Raw genomic sequence first — 21,013 nt, 5'->3', positions numbered from 1 at the left:
ACGCGTTAACGAGAGCCGCAGCATGACGTCAAGTGACGAGCGCCCGCCGAATTTTCGCCGCCGCCTCTTCTGGCTTGGCGCTTTCATCGTCGTGCTGTTCGGCCTCTACAGCGCCGGCTGGTTCTACCTGGCAGACAAGGTCAAGAGCGAAGCCGCCAAAGCAGTCACCGAGCTCAACGGCAATGGTACCGAGGCGGACTGCGCCAATCTCACGGTTAGCGGCTATCCCTCGAGCTTCGCCATTTCCTGCGACAGTCTGGCTTATCAGGACGACACCAGGAACGTCGCAGCCTCGCTCGGCAGTCTCAACGCGGTTACGCACATCACCCAAATCCTGTCGCCTGGCGCCGACTTGCGCGGACCGCTCAGGACCTCAGCCCCGGGGATGACGCCGCTGTGGATCGACTGGGATAATCTGCGAGCGAACCTGAAATTGTCCTGGCCGCTGCCCCGGGGCGTTTCACTGGAGGCAGAGGGCCTGTCCGGCCAGACCGATCCGGCGGATGGCACAGATCCGGTCGAGCTGTTCAGCGCCGGGACGGCGGCCGGACAATTGCGTCCGAACGGTCAGGACATCGACTATGCCGGGAGTTTTACCGATCTCGAAATCGATCCAGGGGCGATCGATGGCCGCGTGTTGCCGCCGCTCGACGGCAGCGGCGACGTGACGCTGAAGAACGGCGTGGCGCTGATCAAGACGCAGCCAAGGAGCTTGCGCGGCCAGGCGGTCGATATCGGCAAGCTCGATCTATCGTCGGGGACCGCGCGCGTCACCGTCTCCGGACCAGTTTCGGTCGATGCCGATGGGCTGATCGACGCCGACCTGATGATCAAGCTCAGTGACCCGAAGGCCGTGGCGGCCATCCTCGGCAAGGCCATTCCCGAGCAGAAGAGCCAGATCAAAACCGGCTTTGCCGGGCTGGCGCTGCTTGGCAACGAACCGTCGATGCCCCTCAAGATCGTCAAGGGCAAGGCCTCGCTCGGTTTTATCCCGCTGGGCAGGATCAAACCGGTCGATTAGACCCATGATTGCGAATCCTCCAGTTCGGAAAAGATCACGGTCAAACAGGAAGATAAATGAACAGCCCGGTGAAGCTCCTGAGTGTTGGCGCGCTGACGCTCGATACGATCCTTCGCGTCGACACGCTTCCGACACGTCAGGGCAAGTTCATCGCGTCCGACGGCGTCCAGATCGCCTCGGGCATGGCTTCGAGCGCGGCCTGCGCCGCGCGCCGCCTCGGCGCGGACGTATCGCTGTGGGCGAGCGCGGGGGACGACTCCGTCGGCGATCAGCTGGTCGCCGGGATCGAGGCCGAGGGCGTCGATTGCAGCTTTGTCCGGCGCGTCAGCGGCGCGCGGTCGGCACTGTCGGCCATCTTGGTCGACACGCATGGCGAGCGCATCATCGTTCCTTTCTATGACAAGCTCGCCCAGGCCGACCCCGAGGCGCTCCCCACCCAAGATCTCACCGCATTCGACGCCGTCCTGGTCGACGTGCGCTGGCCGGGCGCAGCAACTGTGGCGCTGGCGGCGGCGCGCGCAATCGGCCGTCCGGCCATACTGGACGCCGACACCGCGCCACGGGACGTGCTGGAACGTCTGTTTCCGCTGGCCTCGCACGTCGTCGCGTCGGAGCCGGCAGCGTTCATCCTCTGCGGCGAGGAGCAAGGCCCGCAAAGGGCCTGTGAAGCGCTGGCCGGACGCATCGATGCATTTGTCGCGGTGACGGGCGGCGCTGCGGGAAGCTGGTGGTTCGACCGCTCGGCGGGTTCCGTGCGCCATGTCGCGGCGCCAAGGATCAAAGCAGTGGATACGCTTGCCGCCGGCGACGTATTTCACGGCGCCTTTGCCGTCGGGCTGGCGGAGGCGATGCCGATCGAACGGACATTACGCTTTGCCAGCGCCGCCGCCGCGCTCAAATGCCTGCGCTTCGGCGGCAGGCTGGGCGCGCCGGACAGGGCCGAGACGCTGGCCATGATGGCGGCTCACTGGCCGGCGGACTAACGGCCTGGCGGTCGAGACAGGCTACTGCTTTGCGGGATGCTCGACCGCCTGGCGGCCAAAGTCCGGTACGTCGATGTCCTGGCCGGCCTCGATGATCGAGCGGCGGACGGCGCGGGTGCGGGTGAACAGGTCGAACAGCTTTTCGCCGTCGCCCCAGCGGATTGCCCGCTGCAGCGAGGCCAGATCTTCCGAGAACCGCGCCAGCATTTCGAGGATGGCATCCTTGTTGTGCAGGCAGACATCCCGCCACATGGTCGGGTCGGAAGCGGCAAGGCGCGTGAAGTCGCGAAAGCCGGAGGCCGAATATTTGATGACCTCGGATTTTGTCACCGACTCCAGGTCGTCGGCGGTGCCGACGATGTTGTAGGCGATGATGTGCGGCAGATGCGAGACGATGGCCAGTGTCATGTCGTGATGCTGGGGATCCATCGTGTCGATGTTGGAGCCGCAGCGGCGCCAGAATTCCGAGAGTCTTTCTAGCGCGTCCGGATCGGTGCCGGGCAACGGCGTGAAGATGCACCAGCGGTTTTCGAACAGTTCGGCAAAGCCGGCGTCCGGGCCCGATTTTTCAGTGCCGGCCAACGGATGGCCGGGGATGAAATGCACGCCATCAGGCACATGCGGTTGCATCTGCGCAATGACCGATGCCTTGGTCGAGCCGACATCGGTGAGGATGGCGCCCTGCTTTAGCGCTGGTGCGATTTCCTCGGCGACCTCGCCCGAAGAGCCGACCGGCACCGAAACGATAACCAGGTCGGCATCGCGGACCGCCTCTTTCGCATCCATCGTGTAGGAGGAGCCGAGGCCGAGCTCCCTCGCCCGCGCCAGCGTCGTTTCGCTGCGCGTCGAGATGGCGACGTGACGGGCAAGACCTTCGCGGTGGATGACGCGGGCCAGCGACGAGCCGATCAGGCCGATGCCGACCAGCGCGATCTTTTCGAACATCGGTGATGTCATTGTTTCAGCTTTTCGGGGGTTTCAGCTTTTCAGAAATGTCGTGAGTGCGGCGACAACGCCGCGATTGGCCTCTTCGGTGCCGACGCTCATGCGCAGTGCATTCGGGAAGCCGTAGCCGGAGACGCGCCGCAATATGTAGCCGCGCGCGGAGAGGTAATCGTCCGCAGCTGCCGCCGAATGTTTTTTGTCCTCGGGAAAATGGATGAGGACGAAATTGCCGACGCTCGGCGTCACCCGCAGCCCGAGCTTGGTCAATTCCTCGCTCACCCATGACAGCCAGGTCTCGTTATGCGCCACGCTGCGCTCGACATGGGCACGATCGCGGATCGCTGCAATGCCGGCCTCGATCGCCGTCGCGTTGACGTTGAAGGGACCCCGCACACGGTTGATCGCGTCGATGATATGCATCGGCGCGTACATCCAGCCAATCCGCGCGCCGCCGAGGCCGAGCTTTGAGAAGGTGCGGGTCATGACCACGTTTTCCGCGCCAGCCACCAGTTCGACGCCGGCTTCATAGTCGTTGCGGCGGACATATTCGGCATAGGCGCCATCCAGCACCAGAAGCACGTTTCGAGGCAGGCCGGCATGCAGGCGGCGCACCTCCTGGAACGGCAAATAGGTGCCGGTCGGGTTGTTGGGATTGGCGAGGAAGATGATCCTGGTGCGCGGCGTCACCGCAGCGAGGATCGCATCGACGTCGGCGCGCTCATTGGTTTCCTGGACCGACACCGGGACAGCACCTGCCGACTGGATGTAGATCTTGTAGACCATGAAGGCGTGTTCGGTGATGACAGCTTCATCGCCGGGCGCGAGGTAGGTCTGCGCAAGCAGGCCCAGAATCTCATCGGAACCGTTGGAACAGACGATGTTCGCAGGGTTGAGGCCATGCACCTCGGCGATCGCCTCCCGCAGGCGCCTGGCGGTGCCATCGGGATATATGTCGAGTTTGGCCGCGACGTCACGCGCGGCTTCTATCGCCTTCGGCGAGGGGCCGAGCGGGTTCTCGTTTGACGACAATTTATGGACCTTGGCAACGCCGGCCGGTGCCGTGCTTTTGCCCGGCACATAGGCTTCGATGTCCATGATCCCCGCGCGGGGCGTTGGACGTGCCTGATCCGATGCCTGGTTCATATTGCAAAAATCCGTCGAGAACGCTTCCGCCTGGGGAAGCCGCAGCGGAAATACAAGCCGTGGCCTGGAATGTCGAGAGGCGGCAACTGTCGGTGAGCGACTGGCCGTTGACGCCGAGGCGCGCCGGTCCTAGAAGAAAGGCGAAATCCCGTGGTGATTTGGCCGGTCGGCTTGCAGCCACGTTAAACAACTCGCTAAAGGGCCGTTTGCATCCTGTAACCGGCTTTGCGAAGGCGATGCCGGTTTTTTGTTGTCCGTAGCCGGCCGGACAATCGCATCGACCCGAAAATCGGTATCGATTTTCGGAAAAGCGCGATGGGTTGATGTAAGAGGATGCGATGGTCGCGCTGCGCACTAAAAGAACCAACAACGAGGCCGACGAGCCGTCGAGCCCGGTGTTGCGTTTCGATGCCGACAAGCCGCTCAAGCTCGACGCCGGCACGCTGCTGTCACCGTTCCAGATTGCCTACAAGACCTACGGCACGCTCAACGACGCCCGCTCCAACGCCATCCTCGTCTGCCATGCGCTGACCGGCGACCAGCATGTCGCCAGCACCAATCCGGTGACCGGCAAGCCGGGCTGGTGGGAGGTGCTGATCGGCCCCGGCAAGATCATCGACACCAGCCGCTTCTTCGTCATCTGCTCAAACGTCATCGGCGGCTGCCTCGGCTCCACCGGCCCCGCCTCGACCAATCCCGCCACCGGCAAACCCTACGGGCTCGACCTGCCGATCATCACCATCCGCGACATGGTGCGGGCGCAGTTGATGCTGGTCGACCATTTCGGCATCGAAAAACTGTTTTCGGTTCTCGGCGGCTCGATGGGCGGCATGCAGGTGCTGCAATGGGCGTCGAGCTACCCGGAGCGCGTTTTCTCGGCACTGCCGATCGCCACCGGCGCGCGCCATTCCTCGCAGAACATCGCCTTCCACGAGGTCGGCCGGCAGGCGGTGATGGCCGACCCGGAGTGGCATGGCGGCAAATATTTCGAACAGGGCAAGCGCCCGGAAAAGGGACTGGCTGTGGCGCGCATGGCCGCTCACATCACCTATCTGTCGGAGGCCGCCCTGCACCGGAAATTCGGCCGCAACCTGCAGGATCGTGAAGCGCTCACCTTCGGTTTCGACGCCGACTTCCAGATCGAGAGCTATCTGCGCCATCAAGGCATGACCTTCGTCGACCGCTTCGACGCCAACTCCTATCTCTACATGACCCGGGCGATGGACTATTTCGACCTCGCCGCCGACCATGGCGGCCGGCTGGCCGACGCCTTTGCCGGCACCAAGACCCGTTTCTGCCTGGTCTCCTTCACCAGCGACTGGCTGTTCCCGACCGAGGAGAGCCGCTCGGTCGTTCACGCGCTGAACGCGGCCGGCGCCTCGGTGTCCTTTGTCGAGATCGAGACCGACCGCGGCCACGATGCCTTCCTGCTCGACGAGCCGGAGCTGTTTGCCGCCATCAACGGCTTCATCGCCTCGGCGGCCCGCGCCAGGGGGCTCAGCGCATGACCTCTGAAGATTGCAGGCCTTCCGGATCGGCATCATGCTCGAGGCATCAGCGCATGACCCCGAAAAGTTGCAGACTTTTCGGATCAGGATCATGCGCTAACCAAAAGGCACGATCATGAGTGTCAACCACGCCCAGCGCGTCGACCTCGAAGTCGTCGCCGGTCTCATCCCGGCGCAGGCGCGGGTGCTAGACGTCGGCTCCGGTGATGGTCTGCTGCTCGAATTGCTGCAGGCGACGAAGCAGGTCGACGGCCGCGGGATGGAACTGTCGCAACGCGGCGTCAACGAATGCGTGGCGCGCGGCCTGTCCGTCATCCAGGGCGACGCCGACAAGGACCTCAAATTCTATCCCGACAAGGGTTTTGATTTCGTCGTCCTGTCGCAGACCTTGCAGGCGACCCGCAACCCGAAGCTGGTGCTCGACGAGTTGCTCAGGATCGGCAAGCACGCCATCGTCTCCTTCCCCAATTTCGGCCACTGGCGGGTGCGCCTTTCGCTGTTCCTCGACGGGCGGATGCCGGTGACCAAGGACCTGCCATACTCCTGGTACGACACGCCCAACATCCATTTCTGCACCATCCGCGACTTCGTCAATCTCTGCGATGAGCTCGGCGCAACGGTGGAAAAGGCAACCGCGCTCGACGCCAATGGCCAGAAAATCGGTCTGTCGATGCCGTGGTGGTTCTGGAATTTCTTCGGCCAGCAAGCGGTGTTCTTGTTGAGACGATGACGGCCGCATTTCATCCTATCCGAGCACGTCGGTGGCCTTGTGCGGGTGCTGGACGCCGTCGACCAGGACCACATCGGACTGGGAATTCTCGGTGCGCAGGGGCAATATCTCCTGATAGGCGGGCGACTGGTACCATCCGCGCGCATGCTGCATGTCCGGAAATTCGATGATTACGAGGTGCCCCGGCCAGGTGTTTTCAACCACTTCCACCTCGCTGCCATGCACAATATAGCGCCCGCTAAACGGCTCCAGCGTTGCATCGATTTTCTGCAAATATTCGACAATCTGCGGCCCTAACGTGACTTGGTGCATATGGGCAACGGCGTAAGCGGTCATGGCTGAGATCCTTGCTGATCGAAGCCAACAATAGGCGGCTTCACGAACGACAATTGCCTATGCGCCCTACGGTGGTCGATTACCTCTGAAGTTATAAGAATGCATACAGGACCAACTCAGCGCATGACCCCTGAAGATTGTAGGCTTTCCGGACCGGCATCATGCGCCAGGCATTCGCGCGTGACTCCGAAAAGTTGCAGACTTTTCGGACCGGCATCATGCGCTAGCCAAAGGCACGATCATGAGTGTCAATCACGCCCAGCGCGTCGACCTCGAAGTCGTCGCCGACCTCATCCCGGCGCAGGCACGGGTGCTGGACGTCGGCTCCGGTGATGGCCTACTGCTCGAATTGCTGCAGGCGACGAAGCGACTTCGTCAACCTCTGCGACGAGCTCGGCGCGACGGTGGAAAAGGTAACCGCGCTCGACGCCAATGGCCAGAAAATCGGTCTGTCGATGCCGTGCTGGTTCTGGAATTTCTTCGGCCAGCAAGCGGTGTTCCTGCTGAAACGGTAGCTCGCTCCAAGGATTGCAGTGTTTCTTGATCAGCAGGCGTTGCTATGTATAACTAACCTGAACCGGTATCGTCGCGAGCCGCGTCGAACAAAGTGACCTCTGATAAATTTTGCGGTGTAAAGATGGTTGAAGAACAGCCAACTTATTCCCTCGTTGTGGAAATGGATAACGCCAAGTCGATCGACTGGGACGAGATCGGCGTTGCGTTGACTGCCTTGGCTCGAGAAATCGCCGTGGTTTCCTCAGCTGGTCTTGCAAGACCGCAGGTTGTCATCTCCCACGGCGGGCGAGATGAGGACGCCGCCTCGCTGCGTAGCAGTATCACAATTGAAGCGCCGCAGTTGGAACGGGTTGCCGACCTGATCTTCACCGCTTGCCCAGGCGGTCGATATTACGACCTCAAGAACAACGGCATCCTGTCAACCAATGGAGATATCGTTATCTTCATCGACTCGGATACCGTGGCAGAATCGGGCTGGCTCCCAACTCTGCTTGACCCGTTTCAAGATCCTGAAATTATTTGCGTGAACGGATATACATATCTTTCGTACGATGATTTCTTTTCCAGGACGTTCGCGCTGCTTTGGTTTTTCCCTATGCCTGAGGCAGATGCACGATTTGCTAACAAGCGAGCGATCAACGCCAATAACAGTGCCTTTCGGCGCGACTGGATTGTCAGCCATCCCTTTGCGAAACACAATGGATTCAAGGTTTCTTGCACTCTGCTGACGCATGAGCTTCGACGTGAAGGCCACAAAATTCTGAACGTCAACGCACGCGTCTATCATTACTCGCCACGTGGTTGGCGGTTCTTTTTCTGGCGCGCGTTGGTAACAGGCCGCGATGCCGACCGGAAGTTTGTGGAGCTGAAGTCGCCCAGTCGCACGCAGCGGATTGTGAAATCGTTCAGCCGATGGTTCACCATGTCGTGGCGCACAATGCGACGCGTAACTGGCCATGCCCGCCAGACAGGCATGCCGCTTTGGCAAATTCCATTATCTCTGATTGTCGGTCTGGCATTCTACAGCTTGGCGTTTTGGGGCCAACTCAGTTTCGCTGCGGGTCTCGTTGGCGACGAAATCGAAGTCGTGCCTGATTATGTCGGACATAGTTAGGCGCTGCTGCGTTCGTGGTTTCGGTCGTTTCTTTGAATGGGTTAGGAAGCGGCCACCAAGCGGCTCTAGCGTGGCATCAAGAATTCGCCAATGCCCGACGAGTTCCGCCGCAATACTTTGTGATGACATGATCGCTTCTTTTTTGTAGCGTCGAATCGAACGCAATCCTGGGGCGGGCATGGAAACGAACATCCAATCCATTCGATGGCTGTGGAACGCGGGGCGTAGCTGAGGCGACATGCCCGAGATGGACCCTGCTCCACTCATCACTGTGATCACGCCGACCCACAATCGGCGCAGCACGGTCTTGCGCGCCGTGGAGAGCGTGCTTGCGCAGAACCTTACCCGCTTCGAGCACATTGTCGTCGACGACGGCTCGACCGATGGCACGGAAGCGGCGCTGGCTGCCATCCGCGACCCTCGCCTTATCTATGTCGGCGCGAAATGGCGAGGCGCCAACGCCGCCCGCAATGCCGGCATCGAACGGGCGCGGGCGCCTGTGGTGACATTCCTGGATTCCGACGACGTCTACTTGCCGAACCGGCTGGAGCGGACACTGGCGTGGTTCGAGGAGAATCCGACGCTTGAAGTGCTCATCAGTTCGTTCGTGTCCCTGAAGGGCGACCGCAGCAGCAAATGCATCAACCGCGGCGCGTTCCTGACACGGAACACGCTGGAAAGGGCGTTGGTCGCGCAGACGATCTTCATAGCCGGATCGGCGATTACCGCCCGGCGAGAGGCCTTGCTGGCGATCGGCGGCTATGACAGCGACATCGCACGGATGCAGGATCGCGAGTTGCTGTTGCGCTTCGCCGGGCGCAGTGGCGCGCAACTGTCCGAAGAGGTCGACTGGAAAAAGTACAATTCGGAGAATTCGATTTCGCGACAACGCGACGGCTATGTCGAAGCCTACGCAAACCTGATCTGCAAACACCCCTACATCATCGACCGTTATCCCGACATTCCGCCTTACATGATCGCACGGCAGATCATCGCCGATACGATTAAGGGCAGGATTTCGCAGGCATTTGCCGGTTATCTGGCCAACCGGTCGTCGAAAGCGCTCGGCTACTCGCTGCCGCAACTGTTGCGCGGCTATGTCGGCGGCCGGCGCTGGCGTCGTGATCTCTACGATGAGTTCCGCACCAAATATGGCGCACGGCCAGCCTAGAGCGCTTCCTCGTTTCACGGAAACGCCGAACCGCTCTAAGTGTTTGTTTTTACGCAATTCCGGACGGAAAACCGCTCCGCACTTTTCCTGGAATTGCTCCAGAGCCAACCAGAAGCTCATCGGTTAAGTTCCGGAAAATACGGATCGGAGAAAAACCGCCGGCCGCGCTCGCCTTGCAAACAGTCGACTGGTGCTGCCGCGCCGATCCGGATCGTTCCGGGACCGGCCTTGGGATCAGCCCAAGGGTCGGCAACACCGCTTACCTCTAGGACCAGCTTGCGGCGTATGGCGGTCACGAATTCGGAAGCGGCGTAGACCGGCAGCACGAAAGAGCCAGGCCCGCCGGTAACGCACTCGGCATAGTATTGGTCGAGATGGCTGAAGCTGGGCGATGGGCTGATCAGGATCGGCAGGCCGTTGATGACGATGCCGTTTGCCACCGCGGCGTCGCGTGTCGTGGTGACGGGCATGCCGATGTTGTTGGGGCCATCGCCTGAAATGTCGATCACCCTGCGTGTCGCGTCGAAAGCGGTTCCACCGAGAAGCTTCGCGCCGAAGGCGAGCGCACCGGAAATCGAGGTGCCGCGAAAGCTCCTGAACGGGCGGGCCTCGATCTTGTCGGCAAAAGCGCTGGCGCTCTCGGCGTTGTCGATGACCTGCCAGGCAATGAGCGCATCGTCGCGGACGGTGCCTGCCCATTCGAAATAGGCGAGCGCGATGCGGCCCTTCACACCCGAGCGTACCGCCTTGATGAAGTCGGGATGGCGCAGCGCCTCGACATAGCCGGCGCGCTGCAGGGCGAATTCCCTTTCGTCCATCGAGTGTGAAATGTCGACCGCCAGCACCAGTTCGACGTCCACGGCAATGGTATCGGCAGGCGCGGCCAGTGGTGCGGCCTGAGCCCAGGCAAGGCAGGCAAGCAGGCTAATGCATGTCGCCCAAAAGTGCGCAGCGGTTCTGGGGTAACGACATGCATAGAAACAAAGACTTAAAGCGTGTCGCATGAATCTCTTCAACGGGACGCGCTTTAAGCGCGTCAAGCATGGGTTCAACGCCGCAGACCTCCGAGCGATACCGGCAATCTTTCGCTGCGATCACGGCGAAATAAAGCTTGGCTGGGATGGCCGGCTATGTCTCTTGATAGGTTGCGGCGACGGCCGGGGGAGGCTCGATCGCGCCGGCCCTGACACGGACTGGCTTGAGGGCTGGTCGGCCGACATCTCTCACGATCGCCAATGAGCGCGGAAAGAATTCACTGTTATGTTGGCCACGGCCGATATTGAGGATCGCGGCGTCGGCAAGACGCGCCTCCAGCATCGACAGCACCCGCCTCAGCGTCGCGCCGTCGAACGTGTCCAAAGCCTCGTCGATGATCACCCATTTCGGCTGCCGCAGGACCAGCCGGGCAAAGGCAAGCAGGCGCTGCTCGTCATCGCTCAATTCGCGCTCCCAGCGCGCCGAGCGGTCGAGCGAGGACGACAGACGCTCGAGACCGACCTCGGCAAGCACCGCCGAGATCTCGGCATCGCTGACCCCGGCATTGGCGTGGTCGAGCACCTCGCGCAGTGTGCCGAGCGGGAAATAGGGCTTGCGGGGAACGAAGGCGGGCACCTCTCCGGCCGGCATGCCGATCCGCCCGCTTCCCCACGGCCACAGACCGGCAATGGCGCGAAAGAACAGCGTCTTGCCGGCGCGCGGATCTCCGGTGATCATGACGCGCTCGCCGGCGCGGATTTCGACATGGGCCTCGGCGAGCTTCGTGCATCCATCCCGCGACGCAATCTCGAGTTTCTCGAATGTCAGCCTGCCATTCGGATTTTCGCCGATTGTGATGCGTTCTTCGGCGTCGTGCAGCACATCCGTTTCAACAAGCGCGATGCGGAAATCGGCGACGCGCATCAGCGTGGCGCGCCAATCGGCGATGCCGCCGATATTGTTGATGAACCAGCGCAACGAGGAATGCACCTGGTTGAAGGCGCCGACAGCCATCATCAGCCCGCCGAAGCTGATATCGCCGGCGAAATAGACCGGCGAGGCGACGAGGATCGGCGCGACGACAGTGATCCAGCCATAGGTGTCGGTCACCCAGGAAAGATTGATCTGGGCGCTATAGATGCGCCGCATCGCGCCCAGCACCGTGCCGAGGTCGAACTCCAGCCGTCGTCTCGCGTCGGCCTCGCCGTGCGCAAGCGCTATGGCATCGACATTCTCGTTGACGCGGACCACCGAGGAGCGCAGCTCCGCTTCACGCGTGTAGCGGTCGCTATTGAAGCGGATGAGCGGCCGTCCGACCAGCCAGCTCAACCAGGAGGCGGTGCCGGCATAGAGGATCGCGGCCCACACCATGTAGCCCGGAATGGCCAGCGAATAGCCGCCGATATGGAAAACGAAGCCCGAAGACAGCGACCACAAGACGCCGACGAAGGAAACAAGCAGAATGAACGACTGCAATAGCCCTATGCCGAGACCGGTAGAAAGATCGGAGAGATGCCCAGCATCCTGCTGCAGGCGCTGGTCAGGATTGACGCCGATGGCGCCGGCATTGGCAAGCCGGAAGGCGCGCGCCGGCCGCATCCATTCGCCGATCAGGTCGAGGGTCAACGCCTCACGCAGCTTCAGCCGGATCATCTGGTCGAGCCAGGTCTGGCCGACATTGAGCACCACAAGCCCGCCGGCGATGGCGGCAAAGATCATAAGCTGATGCAGGAAACCCTGCATGTCGCGCCGCGCCAGCGCGTCGTAGAAGGGCTCGTTCCAACGATTGAGCAGGACCTGCCCGATCGAGGTTGCCACAATGACGGCGACTATGCCGATGCTGGCCCAGAGCAGTTGCTTGCGGATCGGCGAGGTACCCAGCGCCAGCTTGATTGTCGCCAGTTGGTCGCGCAGGCTGCTGGCCTCGATCGACGCGGCAACCGGCTTGGCTTTGGCCTCGACATCCGGATGATCAGCCATTGGTGAAGTCCTTGAATTCGAAAAGCGGTGCTGAAACCGGTAAACAAGTCGACTCAATCGGGTAGCGAGCCCGTCCTCGACAGATAGGCGAGAAAAAGCGCGATTCCGATCACGAAAATGTCATCGACGGACTGGCAATGTTGCGTTCCCGGTCCGCGCTATCCGGCCGAGCCTTGTGGCGCCATGCGGCGAGAAAACCGGCACGAAGACGCGGCGAGAGGCGCGCTGGACGACCGGCACGCCCTGATAGAGCCGCTTCTGCGCCTCGACCACGATGACGCCGGAAAAGATCGGCCAGAGCCTGCGGCCGGCGCGTTCCAGCACGTTGTGGAGCTGCATCATGAAGCGTCGCCGCGATGGTGGGAAAAACAGGGCATCGGACCAGGCGGCGGGCGTGAAGTTTGCTTCGCGCAGCAATTCGGTGAGTTGGCCGCGCGAGAAAGGCCGGCCGCTGCCGAACGGCGTATGCTCGAAACGGGCCCAGACACCGCGCCGGTTTGGCACGACGATGACGACGCGGCCGGCGGGCGACAGCACCCGCCAGATTTCGTTCAGCGTCTCGCGCGGGTTCTCGGCATGTTCGAGTGAATGGACGAGCAGCATGCGGTCGATGGAAGCATCGACCAGCGGCAATTCCTCATCGAAGACCAGCGCGGTCGCGGTCGGCCCCGTGGCCGGCCAGACCACCGCGCCTTGCGTCGCCGGCATGAAAGCAAAGACCCGCTCTGCGTCGGCGCCGAATCGCTCCAGCCACGGCAAGGTGTAGCCAAGGCCAACCAGCCGCTCATTGGGCACGACAGCCCATATTGAGGACAACGCCATTGTGATCGAGCGTTCGGCCAATCGCCCGAGCGTGGTCGAATAGAAAGAGCGGAGATCGACGATATCGGAATGCATGCGCGGGACGGTATCTTCGATGCGGTCCAAGTTCAACAAAGGCGGATGACATCCGCGGGCAAGCGCCCTATGTCTGCGGCGATAAAGGAGAGATGCGATGCCGGTCGAAATCGAACAGTTCATGTGCCGCAGCGACAATTTCGGTGTGCTGGTGCACGACCCCAAAAGCGGCCAGACCGCGATTATCGACGCGCCGGAGGAGGCGCCGATCCTGGCTGCGATCGAGCGTACCGGCTGGACGCCGACGATGATCCTGACCACCCATCACCATGTCGACCATGTCGAAGCCAATCTGGCGCTGAAGGAACGCTTCAAGCTGCGCATCGTCGGGCCGGAGGCGGAAAAGGCCAAGATCCCCGGCATCGACGAAACCGTGGAGCAAGGCTCGGTCATCCACCTCGGCGAGGAGAGGATCGACGTGATCGCCACGCCCGGCCACACGGCGGGCCATGTCTCCTATCATCTGCCGGCGTCGAAAGTGGCGTTCACCGCCGACACGCTGTTCGCGCTCGGCTGCGGCCGACTGTTCGAATGCAAGCCGCCGGTGATGTACGATTCGTTGAAGAAGCTCGCGGCACTTCCGGCCGAGACGGTCGTCTATTGCGGCCATGAATACACGCTTTCCAACGCCCGCTTCGCGCTGACCGTCGACCCGACCAATTCGGCACTGAAGGAACGCGCCGCGAAAATCGAGGCGCTGCGCGCCGATGGCAAGCCGACGCTGCCAACCACGATCGGCGAGGAACTGTCGACCAATCCGTTCCTGCGCTGGCATGATCCGGCAATCCGCAAGCATCTCGGCATGGAGAAAGCATCCGACGTCGAAGTGTTCGCCGAGATCCGCAAGCGCAAGGATAATTTCTGAGCGCCATTTATGGTCTGGAAACCGTGACCACCTCCGCCGAAATCATCGCAACGCTCGGCCTGAAACCGCATCCGGAAGGCGGCTGGTATGCCGAGACCTTCCGCGATGGCGCAGAAGGCGCGCGCGGCCATTCGACCGCGATTTACTTCCTGCTGGAGCAAGATCAATTGTCGGCCTGGCACCGGGTCAAGGACGCGGCCGAGGTCTGGCACTTCTATGCCGGCGCCCCGCTGGCGCTGTCGATGCATGAGAAAGACGGGCCGGTGATCGAGCAGGTGCTCGGCACGGCACTGGCGGCCGGCGAGCGACCGCAGATCGTCGTGCCGGCAGGCTGGTGGCAGTCGGCACATAGCCTGGGCGAATGGACGCTGGTCGGCTGCACCGTGGCGCCGGGCTTCGATTTCGCGGCCTTCGAACTGGCCGCACCAGGCTGGGAGCCGCGCACCCCCTAGGGTTAAACCCAATCGCTTCGAACGACGAAATTCGACCTCATTTAGGACGTTCGAGTTGTGCAGACGGACTCCTGAAACCTGTCGTTCGCCGCGCTCAATTCAGTTACGCTGTGAACTTCATCATACAGCTACCGACGACGCTAGTTGCGTGAGCGGTACGCACTTTTCTCGCGTCACAAACTCAGTGTGTTGCACTTCAGTGGACTGCATGTAGAGAATGTGAAGCGGCAGGCATTCGCTCGCAGACTGCAACTCCTGTTTGAGCTGTGACAGCGCATCGCCAACTGAGCCAACGACCAGGATGTCAATATCCTCGCCGATACCGTTTAGGGTCGAACCGAACATGTAGGACTCGAACCGGCCCAGGGAGCCGCAGCAGCCCAGAAGATAGGCCGCAATCTCGCCTGCAGTCATCAAGCTGTTCTCAGATATTCTCTCAGCTCGTCCCATTTCATCACCTCGCACCCGAGTTCTTGCCCTGCGTCAATCGCTTCGGGCGAAGGACTCCCATTTGGATTGATGTTCCAGACGATATCAATGGGACCAAACTGCTCCCAGAGAGTGCGAACAGCGTCGGCAGTGGGCTCGTAGTCTGCGATCATGCCAATCCTGACACTCGCGCCGCTTTTGAGCGAAACTCGGTGGATGCGATCATACTCCCGGACCACCTCCTGCACCCGACCATATTGTCGCAAAAGCCTATCAGAGAATTTGTAAACCTTGTGAGACGCGGTATTTGCGTCGCCATCGAGCGCGGCCGAGGTCAGCGTTCCAAAATTGCCCCAGCCTACGCCGGCGTCTTCGAGATATTGAATGGCCTTTCCGTGCCAAACGCAGGTTGACCGATAGCCACACAGGAAATCCAGTGCGGGATACTGTTTCCTGTAGCTCACCGCCGTCGCCTGATCGATCTCGTGGGCGGCCGAGATCGCAGCCAGTACGTCCGGTTTATCCGGCGTCGCAATCCGGATCAGCTCCCCCTCCACATGCTCCGCGGTTGAGCGCGTCTGCCTTGGCAAATTGGCGAGTGCGTAACTGACTTGCCAGTTCAAGTGAAAATGCCTTCCATCGCTTGAGGGAAACGGATTGCGCGACCGGCGACACCGCAGACGTGGCGCTCCGAAAGACCACGCACATGCTCCTGATACTCCGCAAAAGCTCGGCGCTCGTCGTCAGTAGCGAGTCCTAAATTCGCCTTGATGATGGCTTGAGCGCGATAGTGATTGGGCAAGATGACGCTCCTCATCCGCTGCGTCCATGACTGCGCGGACTCCGATTCCGGATCATACTCAAAGTCGGAGCCATGCTCAGGAGCGAATTTGTCCCAGATTGCCTTGTTTTCGGCCATGATGCCGGCGACCGCTGCTCTTGCCTGGGCACGGTCTTCATAACTCCTGATCCCTTGCTTCGCCGCCAAGTTGGCAACGTGGTTCTGCTTCCATTCCAGAAGGATGTGGCGAGGAAAGCTCTCGGGATCCTTATCAATCTTCGTGTGGCACGTCGGGCATAGCAAGATTAGGTTCTCAAAGGTGTCCGGGTCGAAGTCGCCAGTTGGCCGATCTTGACGACGCGGTCCGGCCTCGCCATGCGGGATGACATGCGCCATTTCGGCAATATGCTTGTCCCCACCCAACTCGACCGGGAACAGAGGGTCGAGACAGTCCGGTTTCTGACAATGACCCGCCGAGTCAGAGAACAGCCGTAGTCGTGTTGCTGCCGCTATTGCCTTTCTTTCCGCCATCAAGAAACTCCACCATGTTGCTCGCAGGCAATACACGATTGGCGGTTTGCTCGTAAGTAGTCCAGCGTCCTTGGCTGGACGGTCGGCAAGCGTGCCCTTTGCGTCCGATGGCAGCTTAGTCCATCGGCGAACCACAAGCTGCCAGTCCGCAAACCACCCATCCCGGCCATTGATGGCAGCCAGCCGAGTGAATTTTGACCCTAGGCTGAGCCGTGCTTCAGCAGGAAGCCCATCGTGATCCCCAGTTGGGCGGCGTAATATAGCGCCCAGACCGCGTAGCGCATCCAGACGCGGTGCGGCGAGATGGCGGACAGCAGGAACTTTTCCGAGGCGAGCAGCGCGTCGGACGCCATGAACAGCACGGCGCCGCCGATAACCCAGACATTGCTCAGGGTGAGTGCTGAAATCCCCATGGCGAGGATTGCCGCGATATAGACGCTGACGGGAAGGCGCAAGGCGGGACCGACGCGGCGCCAGAGCGCAAAAAGCATGGCGAGCGCGAACACGATCATTGCCACGGCAATCGCCGCACGCCACGGCTCGGCCGAGAGCAGGCCGATCCCACCGCCGGAACGCAGGAACAGCGCGATGTAAAGCCCATGCGCAACGAGAAAACTGGCCAACCCGCCGAGAAAAGCCTTTTCAGCGTCGCGCGACAGGAATGCATCGCCGGTGGCGCTGAGCGCCAGCGCCGCGACGAGCAGCCAGGGACCGCCCTGCAGCGATGCCAGCACGGCAAGCATCGCCACGGCCAGCGTCTTTGCCGCCGAGCGCGCCAGCGTTGGTGACATGTCGATGGTGAAGGCGTAGATCACGGCCGCCACCAGCGAAAACAGCAGCGTCGCATTGGCGTTGGCGTCGATGCCGCCGGGAAACGGCATCACGCCCCGGCCTCGCTCGTTGTCTGCTTGCGTAAGAACAGCGATTTCGCCGCAAGGGCTGCCCCGCCGGTGATCAGTACGCAGGCAGCGAGGATGCGCAAGGACGGCTCGGCGAAACCGGCTGATATCAGCACCAGCGTCGACAGCAGCGGCGCGGCATAGCTCGCCGCGCCCAGCACCTGGATGTTGCCGCGCTTGACGCCGATATCCCAGGCGTAGAAGGCCGCGCCCACCGGCATCAGCCCGAGGCCGAGCACGGCCAGCCACTGGCCGGCGCCGACGGGCAGCACCGTCTCTTCCAGCATGAGATGGCAGATAAGCGAAAGCGCTGCGGTAGCCGCACAGAACCAGGTGACGATGCTTGTAGGCACCGACGGGAAGCGCCGCGACAACAGCGAATAGGACGACCACAGCACGGCGCAGATGCCGGCCATCGCATAGCCGAAGGCATAATGTGCGTCGAAGGCAAGCCCGCCGCCCTTGGTGACGATCAGGAAAGTGCCGGCAAGGCCGAGCAGCGCGCCGACGACGTGGTTCCAGGCCAGCCGCTCGCCCGGCATCAGCGCCGATCCGAGCACTATCAGCAGCGGCCATAGATAGGCGATGAGGCTCGCCTCCACCGCCGGCGCGTTGCGCAGCGCGGTGAAGTAGAAGAAATGATAGCCGAACAGGCCGGCAATGCCGATCATCCACACTCGGCGCGGTATCTTCTCGCACCTGTCGGCGGCCGGCATGAACAGCCGCGCGACGAGCCCGACGCCGGTGCCGATCGTGAAGGTGATCGCCGAGAGCAGGAACGGCGGCACCGCGCCGGAAGCGTCCGTAAGCAGCGCCAGCAGCGCCCACATGGCGACCGCCGAGAAGCCGATCAGTGTTGCGCGCCCCATGTCCGTCTCCGGCGGCGCGCGATCGCGCCTATTCTGTTGCTTCGAACCGCTCCGCGCTGACGGTGAGAGTGCCGATTTTCGTCGTGACCGTGGCGTGGATCGGCGCATATACGCCGGTTTGGCCAAGCGGCGCAAACGTCACCATGATGCGGCTGCGCTTCTTCAAGTAATTCAATGCCTTGCGGTTCTTGCGATAACCCGCCACCGGCTCAAAACCCATCCTGCAAGTGACGGTATCGCCCTTGTAGCCGCGCACCGAGGTCGAGCCCTTCGAATCGTAGGTCAGCGTCAGATCGGCGCGCATCTCGCCGTCGTAGAGTTTCACCGTGCGCCCGCAGACCTCGTCGAGACTATCGGCATGGATCACGGTGGCGGCCATCGGATCGAGCACCGAGGCGAGATCGCTGGCGCCCAGCGGTATCCAATTCTTCGGATTGCGCTTCTTCGGCGCCGGCACGACCTTTGTCGCGGTAACAGTGCCATTGGCGAACTGTATATCGATCATCGACGCCTTCTCGCCCGACTTGTAGTCGGCGCGGAACGCCTGCGGCTGCAATCGCTTGCCCAAAATCTTGCCCTTTGACGAGATCGTGCCACGCGTGTCGTCGAACATTGTGGCGAGGCCGGCGCTGGAGACGCTGCCGTCGATCGAATAGGTGTCGCCTTGGTAACTGCTGGAAAAGGTTGCCTTCGCCACAGAGAGGCCGAGGATCGACACCGTATACTCGCCCTTGAAGGATTGCGGCGTGGCGGCGGACGTTGCCGCCGGCGCCGCAACTGCAAGCAAGGCAGCAAGAGCATGAGACGAACGAAGCATGGCGGGATCGGTCCTCGATTTTTGACCGGAGATGGCAACTCCGGCCTGGCATGTCCCTGTGCGACCGCTTATAGGCTGAATTCCGGCCTTTATGTGAAAGGCGCCGTCACACCATGCGCAAGCCGGAGCTTGACGCATCGGCGAAATGCAACTAAGGAACGCCAACTTTTCCATAAGGCCGCCTGACCGAAACCGCGCGCCACCCGGCGCGGGCTCAAAGGTTTGGCCAGACCGAGAACTGAAGGTTTAGAACCATGTCCCGCACCTGCGAACTCACTGCCAAGGCAGTCATGTCCGGCAACAATGTGAGCCACGCCAACAATAAGACCAAGCGTCGCTTCCTGCCGAATCTCGTCAATGTGACGCTGATCTCGGAAGCGCTGAACCAGAATGTGCGCCTGCGCATTTCGGCGAACGCGCTGCGTTCGGTCGAGCATCGCGGCGGCCTTGATGCGTTCCTGGCCAAGGCCGACGCCAAGGAGTTGTCGCAGCGCGCCCGTCTGCTGAAGAAGCAGATCGCCAAGAAGCTGGCCGAACAGCCGGCCGCTTAATTTTTCAGGCGGCCGCCTTCCAAGGAGTGTCGTCCGAACTCGGCATGACACCCCGCTGGTTCCATTACCCAGGATAAAAAAATGAGTTTCTTCTCCCGATATCTGCCCTTTGTTGCGGCCATGGCGCTTGTCGTGGTGGCGTCGAACATCCTCGTGCAGTTCCCGGTGCAAGGTGCGATCGGCGGCCTGTCGCTGGCCGACATTCTGACCTGGGGCGCCTTCACCTACCCCTTCTCGTTCCTGGTCACCGACCTTGCCAATCGCCGCTACGGCCCGGCCGTGGCGCGCCGGATCGTCTTTGTCGGCTTCATGGCGGCGGTGATCTGCTCGATCCTCATCCCGCCCTTGCTGTTCCACCACGGCCTGATCGAATTCGAGACGGCCGCCGACCGGCTGGTGCGCATTGCGGCGGCTTCCGGCGCCGCGTTCCTGATCGCGCAATTGCTCGACGTGACCGTATTCAACCGGCTGCGCCGGCAGAGCTGGTGGCGCGCGCCGATCGTCGGCACGCTGGTCGGCTCGGTGTTCGACACCGCCGTGTTCTTCACCGTCGCCTTTTCGGCGGCCTTCGCCTTCGCTGGCCCGAACGATGGCTTTGCGCTCGAAACCGCGCCGCTGATGGGCGTGCTGCCGGTCGAGACCATGCGCTGGGTGTCATGGGCGCTCGGCGACCTCGGCGTGAAGCTGATCATCGCCGTAGTGGCGCTGATCCCCTATCGGCTGCTTGCCGCCCGCTGGAGCCAGCCGGCACTGGCGGCATAGGCAGTGATCCCATGGGTCCAGCTCGACACTGCAAAAACGCCTGACGGCGGCCAGGAGCTTCGCCTGAAACGGCGCGGCGCCGAGTTCTCGATCATGCTTGGCTCCAACGAGCTGATGAACAGCCGCCTCAGCGGCTCCGAGGAAGCGCTGGCCAGCCTGACTTGCCAAAGGATCGCCGGCCGCAGCCAGCCGAAAATCCTGATCGGCGGGCTGGGCATGGGCTTCACGCTGCGCGCTGCCCTTGCCGAGCTTGGCGCCGATGCCGGTATCGTTGTCGCCGAGTTGGTGCCCGCCGTCGTGGCGTGGGCGCGCGGCCCGATGGCCGCGGTGTTCGGCGGCTGTCTCGACGATCCGCGTGTGATTGTTCGCGAGTCGGATGTTGGGCAACTCATGCGATCGGAAGCCGCTGCCTGGGATGCCATCCTGCTCGACGTCGACAACGGGCCGGAAGGAATCGTCCACAAGGCCAACGATGCTCTTTACAGTCTAGCCGGGTTGAACAGCGCGAGAGCAGCGCTCAAGCCCGGCGGCGTGCTGGCGGTCTGGTCACAGGGACCCGACAGCGGTTTTACCCGCAGGCTCAAGCAGGCAGGCTTCGCGGTCGAGGAAGTCAAGGTCCGCGCCAACGGCAAGCGTGGCGCGCGCCACGTCGTCTGGGTCGCGATCAACGGACTCCGGCCTGCGGCAGCCAGCGCGAAGCTTTAGACTTCTTTTCGGCTTATCGGCCATCCCTCGCCG

At 62.0% G+C, this 21,013-nt stretch carries 23 protein-coding genes, 1 pseudogene and 1 riboswitch; of the genes and pseudogenes, 12 read left to right on the top strand and 12 right to left on the bottom strand.

The features are described from left to right. Positions 1–22: 22 nt before the first annotated feature. Positions 23–1,021: a DUF2125 domain-containing protein gene (locus CIT25_RS18285; RefSeq protein WP_095485952.1), complete on the top strand. Its 999-nt coding sequence runs from the start codon at positions 23–25 to the stop codon at positions 1,019–1,021. A 56-nt stretch (positions 1,022–1,077) separates the two neighbouring features. After that, positions 1,078–2,004, top strand: a complete 927-nt coding sequence (locus tag CIT25_RS18280; protein ID WP_095485951.1) for a sugar kinase — start codon at positions 1,078–1,080, stop codon at positions 2,002–2,004. A 21-nt stretch (positions 2,005–2,025) separates the two neighbouring features. On the opposite strand, the gene CIT25_RS18275 is transcribed toward CIT25_RS18280, so the two are convergent. Both CIT25_RS18275 and hisC read right to left on the bottom strand, forming a co-directional pair. Then, the gene (locus tag CIT25_RS18275) at positions 2,026–2,961 is read right to left on the bottom strand and encodes a prephenate/arogenate dehydrogenase family protein (RefSeq protein ID WP_206072959.1); all 936 of its coding nucleotides are present in this window, start codon (positions 2,959–2,961) and stop codon (positions 2,026–2,028) included. Positions 2,962–2,982: 21 nt separating this feature from the next. Continuing rightward, positions 2,983–4,092 carry a histidinol-phosphate transaminase gene (gene hisC, locus CIT25_RS18270; RefSeq protein WP_095485949.1) on the bottom strand — a complete coding sequence of 370 codons (1,110 nt, stop codon included), beginning with the start codon at positions 4,090–4,092 and terminating at the stop codon, positions 2,983–2,985. A 140-nt stretch (positions 4,093–4,232) separates the two neighbouring features. Beyond that, positions 4,233–4,310: riboswitch (SAM riboswitch) on the top strand. Between the two features lie 120 nt (positions 4,311–4,430). On the opposite strand from hisC, the gene metX reads away from it, so the two are divergent. After that, a complete protein-coding gene (metX, locus tag CIT25_RS18265; protein ID WP_095485948.1) occupies positions 4,431–5,600 on the top strand; it encodes a homoserine O-acetyltransferase MetX in 1,170 nt (389 codons plus the stop codon). A gap of 115 nt (positions 5,601–5,715) precedes the next feature. Next, positions 5,716–6,330 (top strand): methionine biosynthesis protein MetW, encoded by a 615-nt coding sequence (gene metW, locus CIT25_RS18260; RefSeq protein WP_095485947.1) that lies wholly within the window; start codon positions 5,716–5,718, stop codon positions 6,328–6,330. Between the two features lie 15 nt (positions 6,331–6,345). On the opposite strand, the gene CIT25_RS18255 is transcribed toward metW, so the two are convergent. Continuing rightward, positions 6,346–6,666, bottom strand: a complete 321-nt coding sequence (locus CIT25_RS18255) for a DUF1330 domain-containing protein (RefSeq protein WP_095485946.1) — start codon at positions 6,664–6,666, stop codon at positions 6,346–6,348. Positions 6,667–6,907: 241 nt separating this feature from the next. On the opposite strand from CIT25_RS18255, the pseudogene CIT25_RS18250 reads away from it, so the two are divergent. The 3 genes and pseudogenes from CIT25_RS18250 to CIT25_RS18240 all read left to right on the top strand — a co-directional run bounded on the left by CIT25_RS18250 (position 6,908) and on the right by CIT25_RS18240 (position 9,467). Beyond that, a pseudogene (locus CIT25_RS18250) lies at positions 6,908–7,181 on the top strand (methionine biosynthesis protein MetW). A 122-nt stretch (positions 7,182–7,303) separates the two neighbouring features. Continuing rightward, positions 7,304–8,296 (top strand): glycosyltransferase family 2 protein, encoded by a 993-nt coding sequence (locus tag CIT25_RS18245; RefSeq protein WP_095485945.1) that lies wholly within the window; start codon positions 7,304–7,306, stop codon positions 8,294–8,296. A 238-nt stretch (positions 8,297–8,534) separates the two neighbouring features. Further along, positions 8,535–9,467, top strand: a complete 933-nt coding sequence (locus tag CIT25_RS18240; RefSeq protein ID WP_095485944.1) for a glycosyltransferase family 2 protein — start codon at positions 8,535–8,537, stop codon at positions 9,465–9,467. A 116-nt stretch (positions 9,468–9,583) separates the two neighbouring features. Here the strand turns inward: CIT25_RS18240 and CIT25_RS18235 are convergent, their stop codons facing one another. The 3 genes from CIT25_RS18235 to CIT25_RS18225 all read right to left on the bottom strand — a co-directional run bounded on the left by CIT25_RS18235 (position 9,584) and on the right by CIT25_RS18225 (position 13,319). After that, positions 9,584–10,396 (bottom strand): DUF1194 domain-containing protein, encoded by an 813-nt coding sequence (locus CIT25_RS18235; RefSeq protein WP_280953369.1) that lies wholly within the window; start codon positions 10,394–10,396, stop codon positions 9,584–9,586. 199 nt (positions 10,397–10,595) lie between these two features. Next, on the bottom strand, positions 10,596–12,422 hold the full coding sequence (locus tag CIT25_RS18230) for an ABC transporter ATP-binding protein/permease (RefSeq protein WP_095485942.1): 1,827 nt from the start codon (positions 12,420–12,422) through the stop codon (positions 10,596–10,598). A 120-nt stretch (positions 12,423–12,542) separates the two neighbouring features. After that, a complete protein-coding gene (locus CIT25_RS18225) occupies positions 12,543–13,319 on the bottom strand; it encodes a class I SAM-dependent methyltransferase (protein WP_095486031.1) in 777 nt (258 codons plus the stop codon). 97 nt (positions 13,320–13,416) lie between these two features. Here CIT25_RS18225 and gloB point away from each other — a divergent pair, with 97 nt between their 5' ends. Both gloB and CIT25_RS18215 read left to right on the top strand, forming a co-directional pair. Next, positions 13,417–14,184 (top strand): hydroxyacylglutathione hydrolase, encoded by a 768-nt coding sequence (gene gloB / locus CIT25_RS18220; protein WP_095485941.1) that lies wholly within the window; start codon positions 13,417–13,419, stop codon positions 14,182–14,184. A gap of 23 nt (positions 14,185–14,207) precedes the next feature. Further along, positions 14,208–14,636, top strand: a complete 429-nt coding sequence (locus tag CIT25_RS18215; protein ID WP_095485940.1) for a cupin domain-containing protein — start codon at positions 14,208–14,210, stop codon at positions 14,634–14,636. A gap of 120 nt (positions 14,637–14,756) precedes the next feature. Here CIT25_RS18215 and CIT25_RS18210 read toward each other — a convergent pair whose 3' ends face one another. From CIT25_RS18210 to CIT25_RS18185, 6 genes are all read right to left on the bottom strand, one after another. Then, a complete protein-coding gene (locus CIT25_RS18210; RefSeq protein ID WP_095485939.1) occupies positions 14,757–15,050 on the bottom strand; it encodes a hypothetical protein in 294 nt (97 codons plus the stop codon). Further along, positions 15,050–15,688 carry a hypothetical protein gene (locus tag CIT25_RS37150; RefSeq protein WP_206072958.1) on the bottom strand — a complete coding sequence of 213 codons (639 nt, stop codon included), beginning with the start codon at positions 15,686–15,688 and terminating at the stop codon, positions 15,050–15,052. The genes CIT25_RS18210 and CIT25_RS37150 overlap by 1 nt, the downstream gene beginning before the upstream one ends. Continuing rightward, positions 15,685–16,377, bottom strand: a complete 693-nt coding sequence (locus CIT25_RS18200) for an HNH endonuclease (protein WP_095485938.1) — start codon at positions 16,375–16,377, stop codon at positions 15,685–15,687. Before CIT25_RS18200 ends, CIT25_RS37150 begins: the two co-directional genes overlap by 4 nt. 200 nt (positions 16,378–16,577) lie before the next feature. Next, the gene (locus CIT25_RS18195; protein ID WP_095485937.1) at positions 16,578–17,258 is read right to left on the bottom strand and encodes a lysoplasmalogenase family protein; all 681 of its coding nucleotides are present in this window, start codon (positions 17,256–17,258) and stop codon (positions 16,578–16,580) included. Then, positions 17,258–18,145: an aromatic amino acid exporter YddG gene (yddG, locus tag CIT25_RS18190; RefSeq protein WP_095485936.1), complete on the bottom strand. Its 888-nt coding sequence runs from the start codon at positions 18,143–18,145 to the stop codon at positions 17,258–17,260. The genes CIT25_RS18195 and yddG overlap by 1 nt, the downstream gene beginning before the upstream one ends. Positions 18,146–18,173: 28 nt before the next feature. After that, positions 18,174–18,962: a DUF3108 domain-containing protein gene (locus CIT25_RS18185; RefSeq protein ID WP_095485935.1), complete on the bottom strand. Its 789-nt coding sequence runs from the start codon at positions 18,960–18,962 to the stop codon at positions 18,174–18,176. 254 nt (positions 18,963–19,216) lie between these two features. Between CIT25_RS18185 and rpmB the strand changes: the two genes are divergently transcribed. From rpmB to CIT25_RS18170, 3 genes are all read left to right on the top strand, one after another. Continuing rightward, positions 19,217–19,513, top strand: coding sequence for a 50S ribosomal protein L28 (gene rpmB, locus CIT25_RS18180; RefSeq protein ID WP_006328411.1), 297 nt, complete (start codon positions 19,217–19,219; stop codon positions 19,511–19,513). An 81-nt stretch (positions 19,514–19,594) separates the two neighbouring features. Then, positions 19,595–20,275, top strand: a complete 681-nt coding sequence (locus CIT25_RS18175; RefSeq protein ID WP_095485934.1) for a queuosine precursor transporter — start codon at positions 19,595–19,597, stop codon at positions 20,273–20,275. A gap of 3 nt (positions 20,276–20,278) precedes the next feature. Further along, positions 20,279–20,980 (top strand): spermidine synthase, encoded by a 702-nt coding sequence (locus tag CIT25_RS18170; protein ID WP_095485933.1) that lies wholly within the window; start codon positions 20,279–20,281, stop codon positions 20,978–20,980. Positions 20,981–21,013 lie beyond the last annotated feature (33 nt).

This window comes from Mesorhizobium mediterraneum (genome assembly GCF_002284565.1).
GTDB lineage: Bacteria > Pseudomonadota > Alphaproteobacteria > Rhizobiales > Rhizobiaceae > Mesorhizobium > Mesorhizobium mediterraneum.
This window is presented reverse-complemented; position numbering and strand designations above follow the sequence as displayed.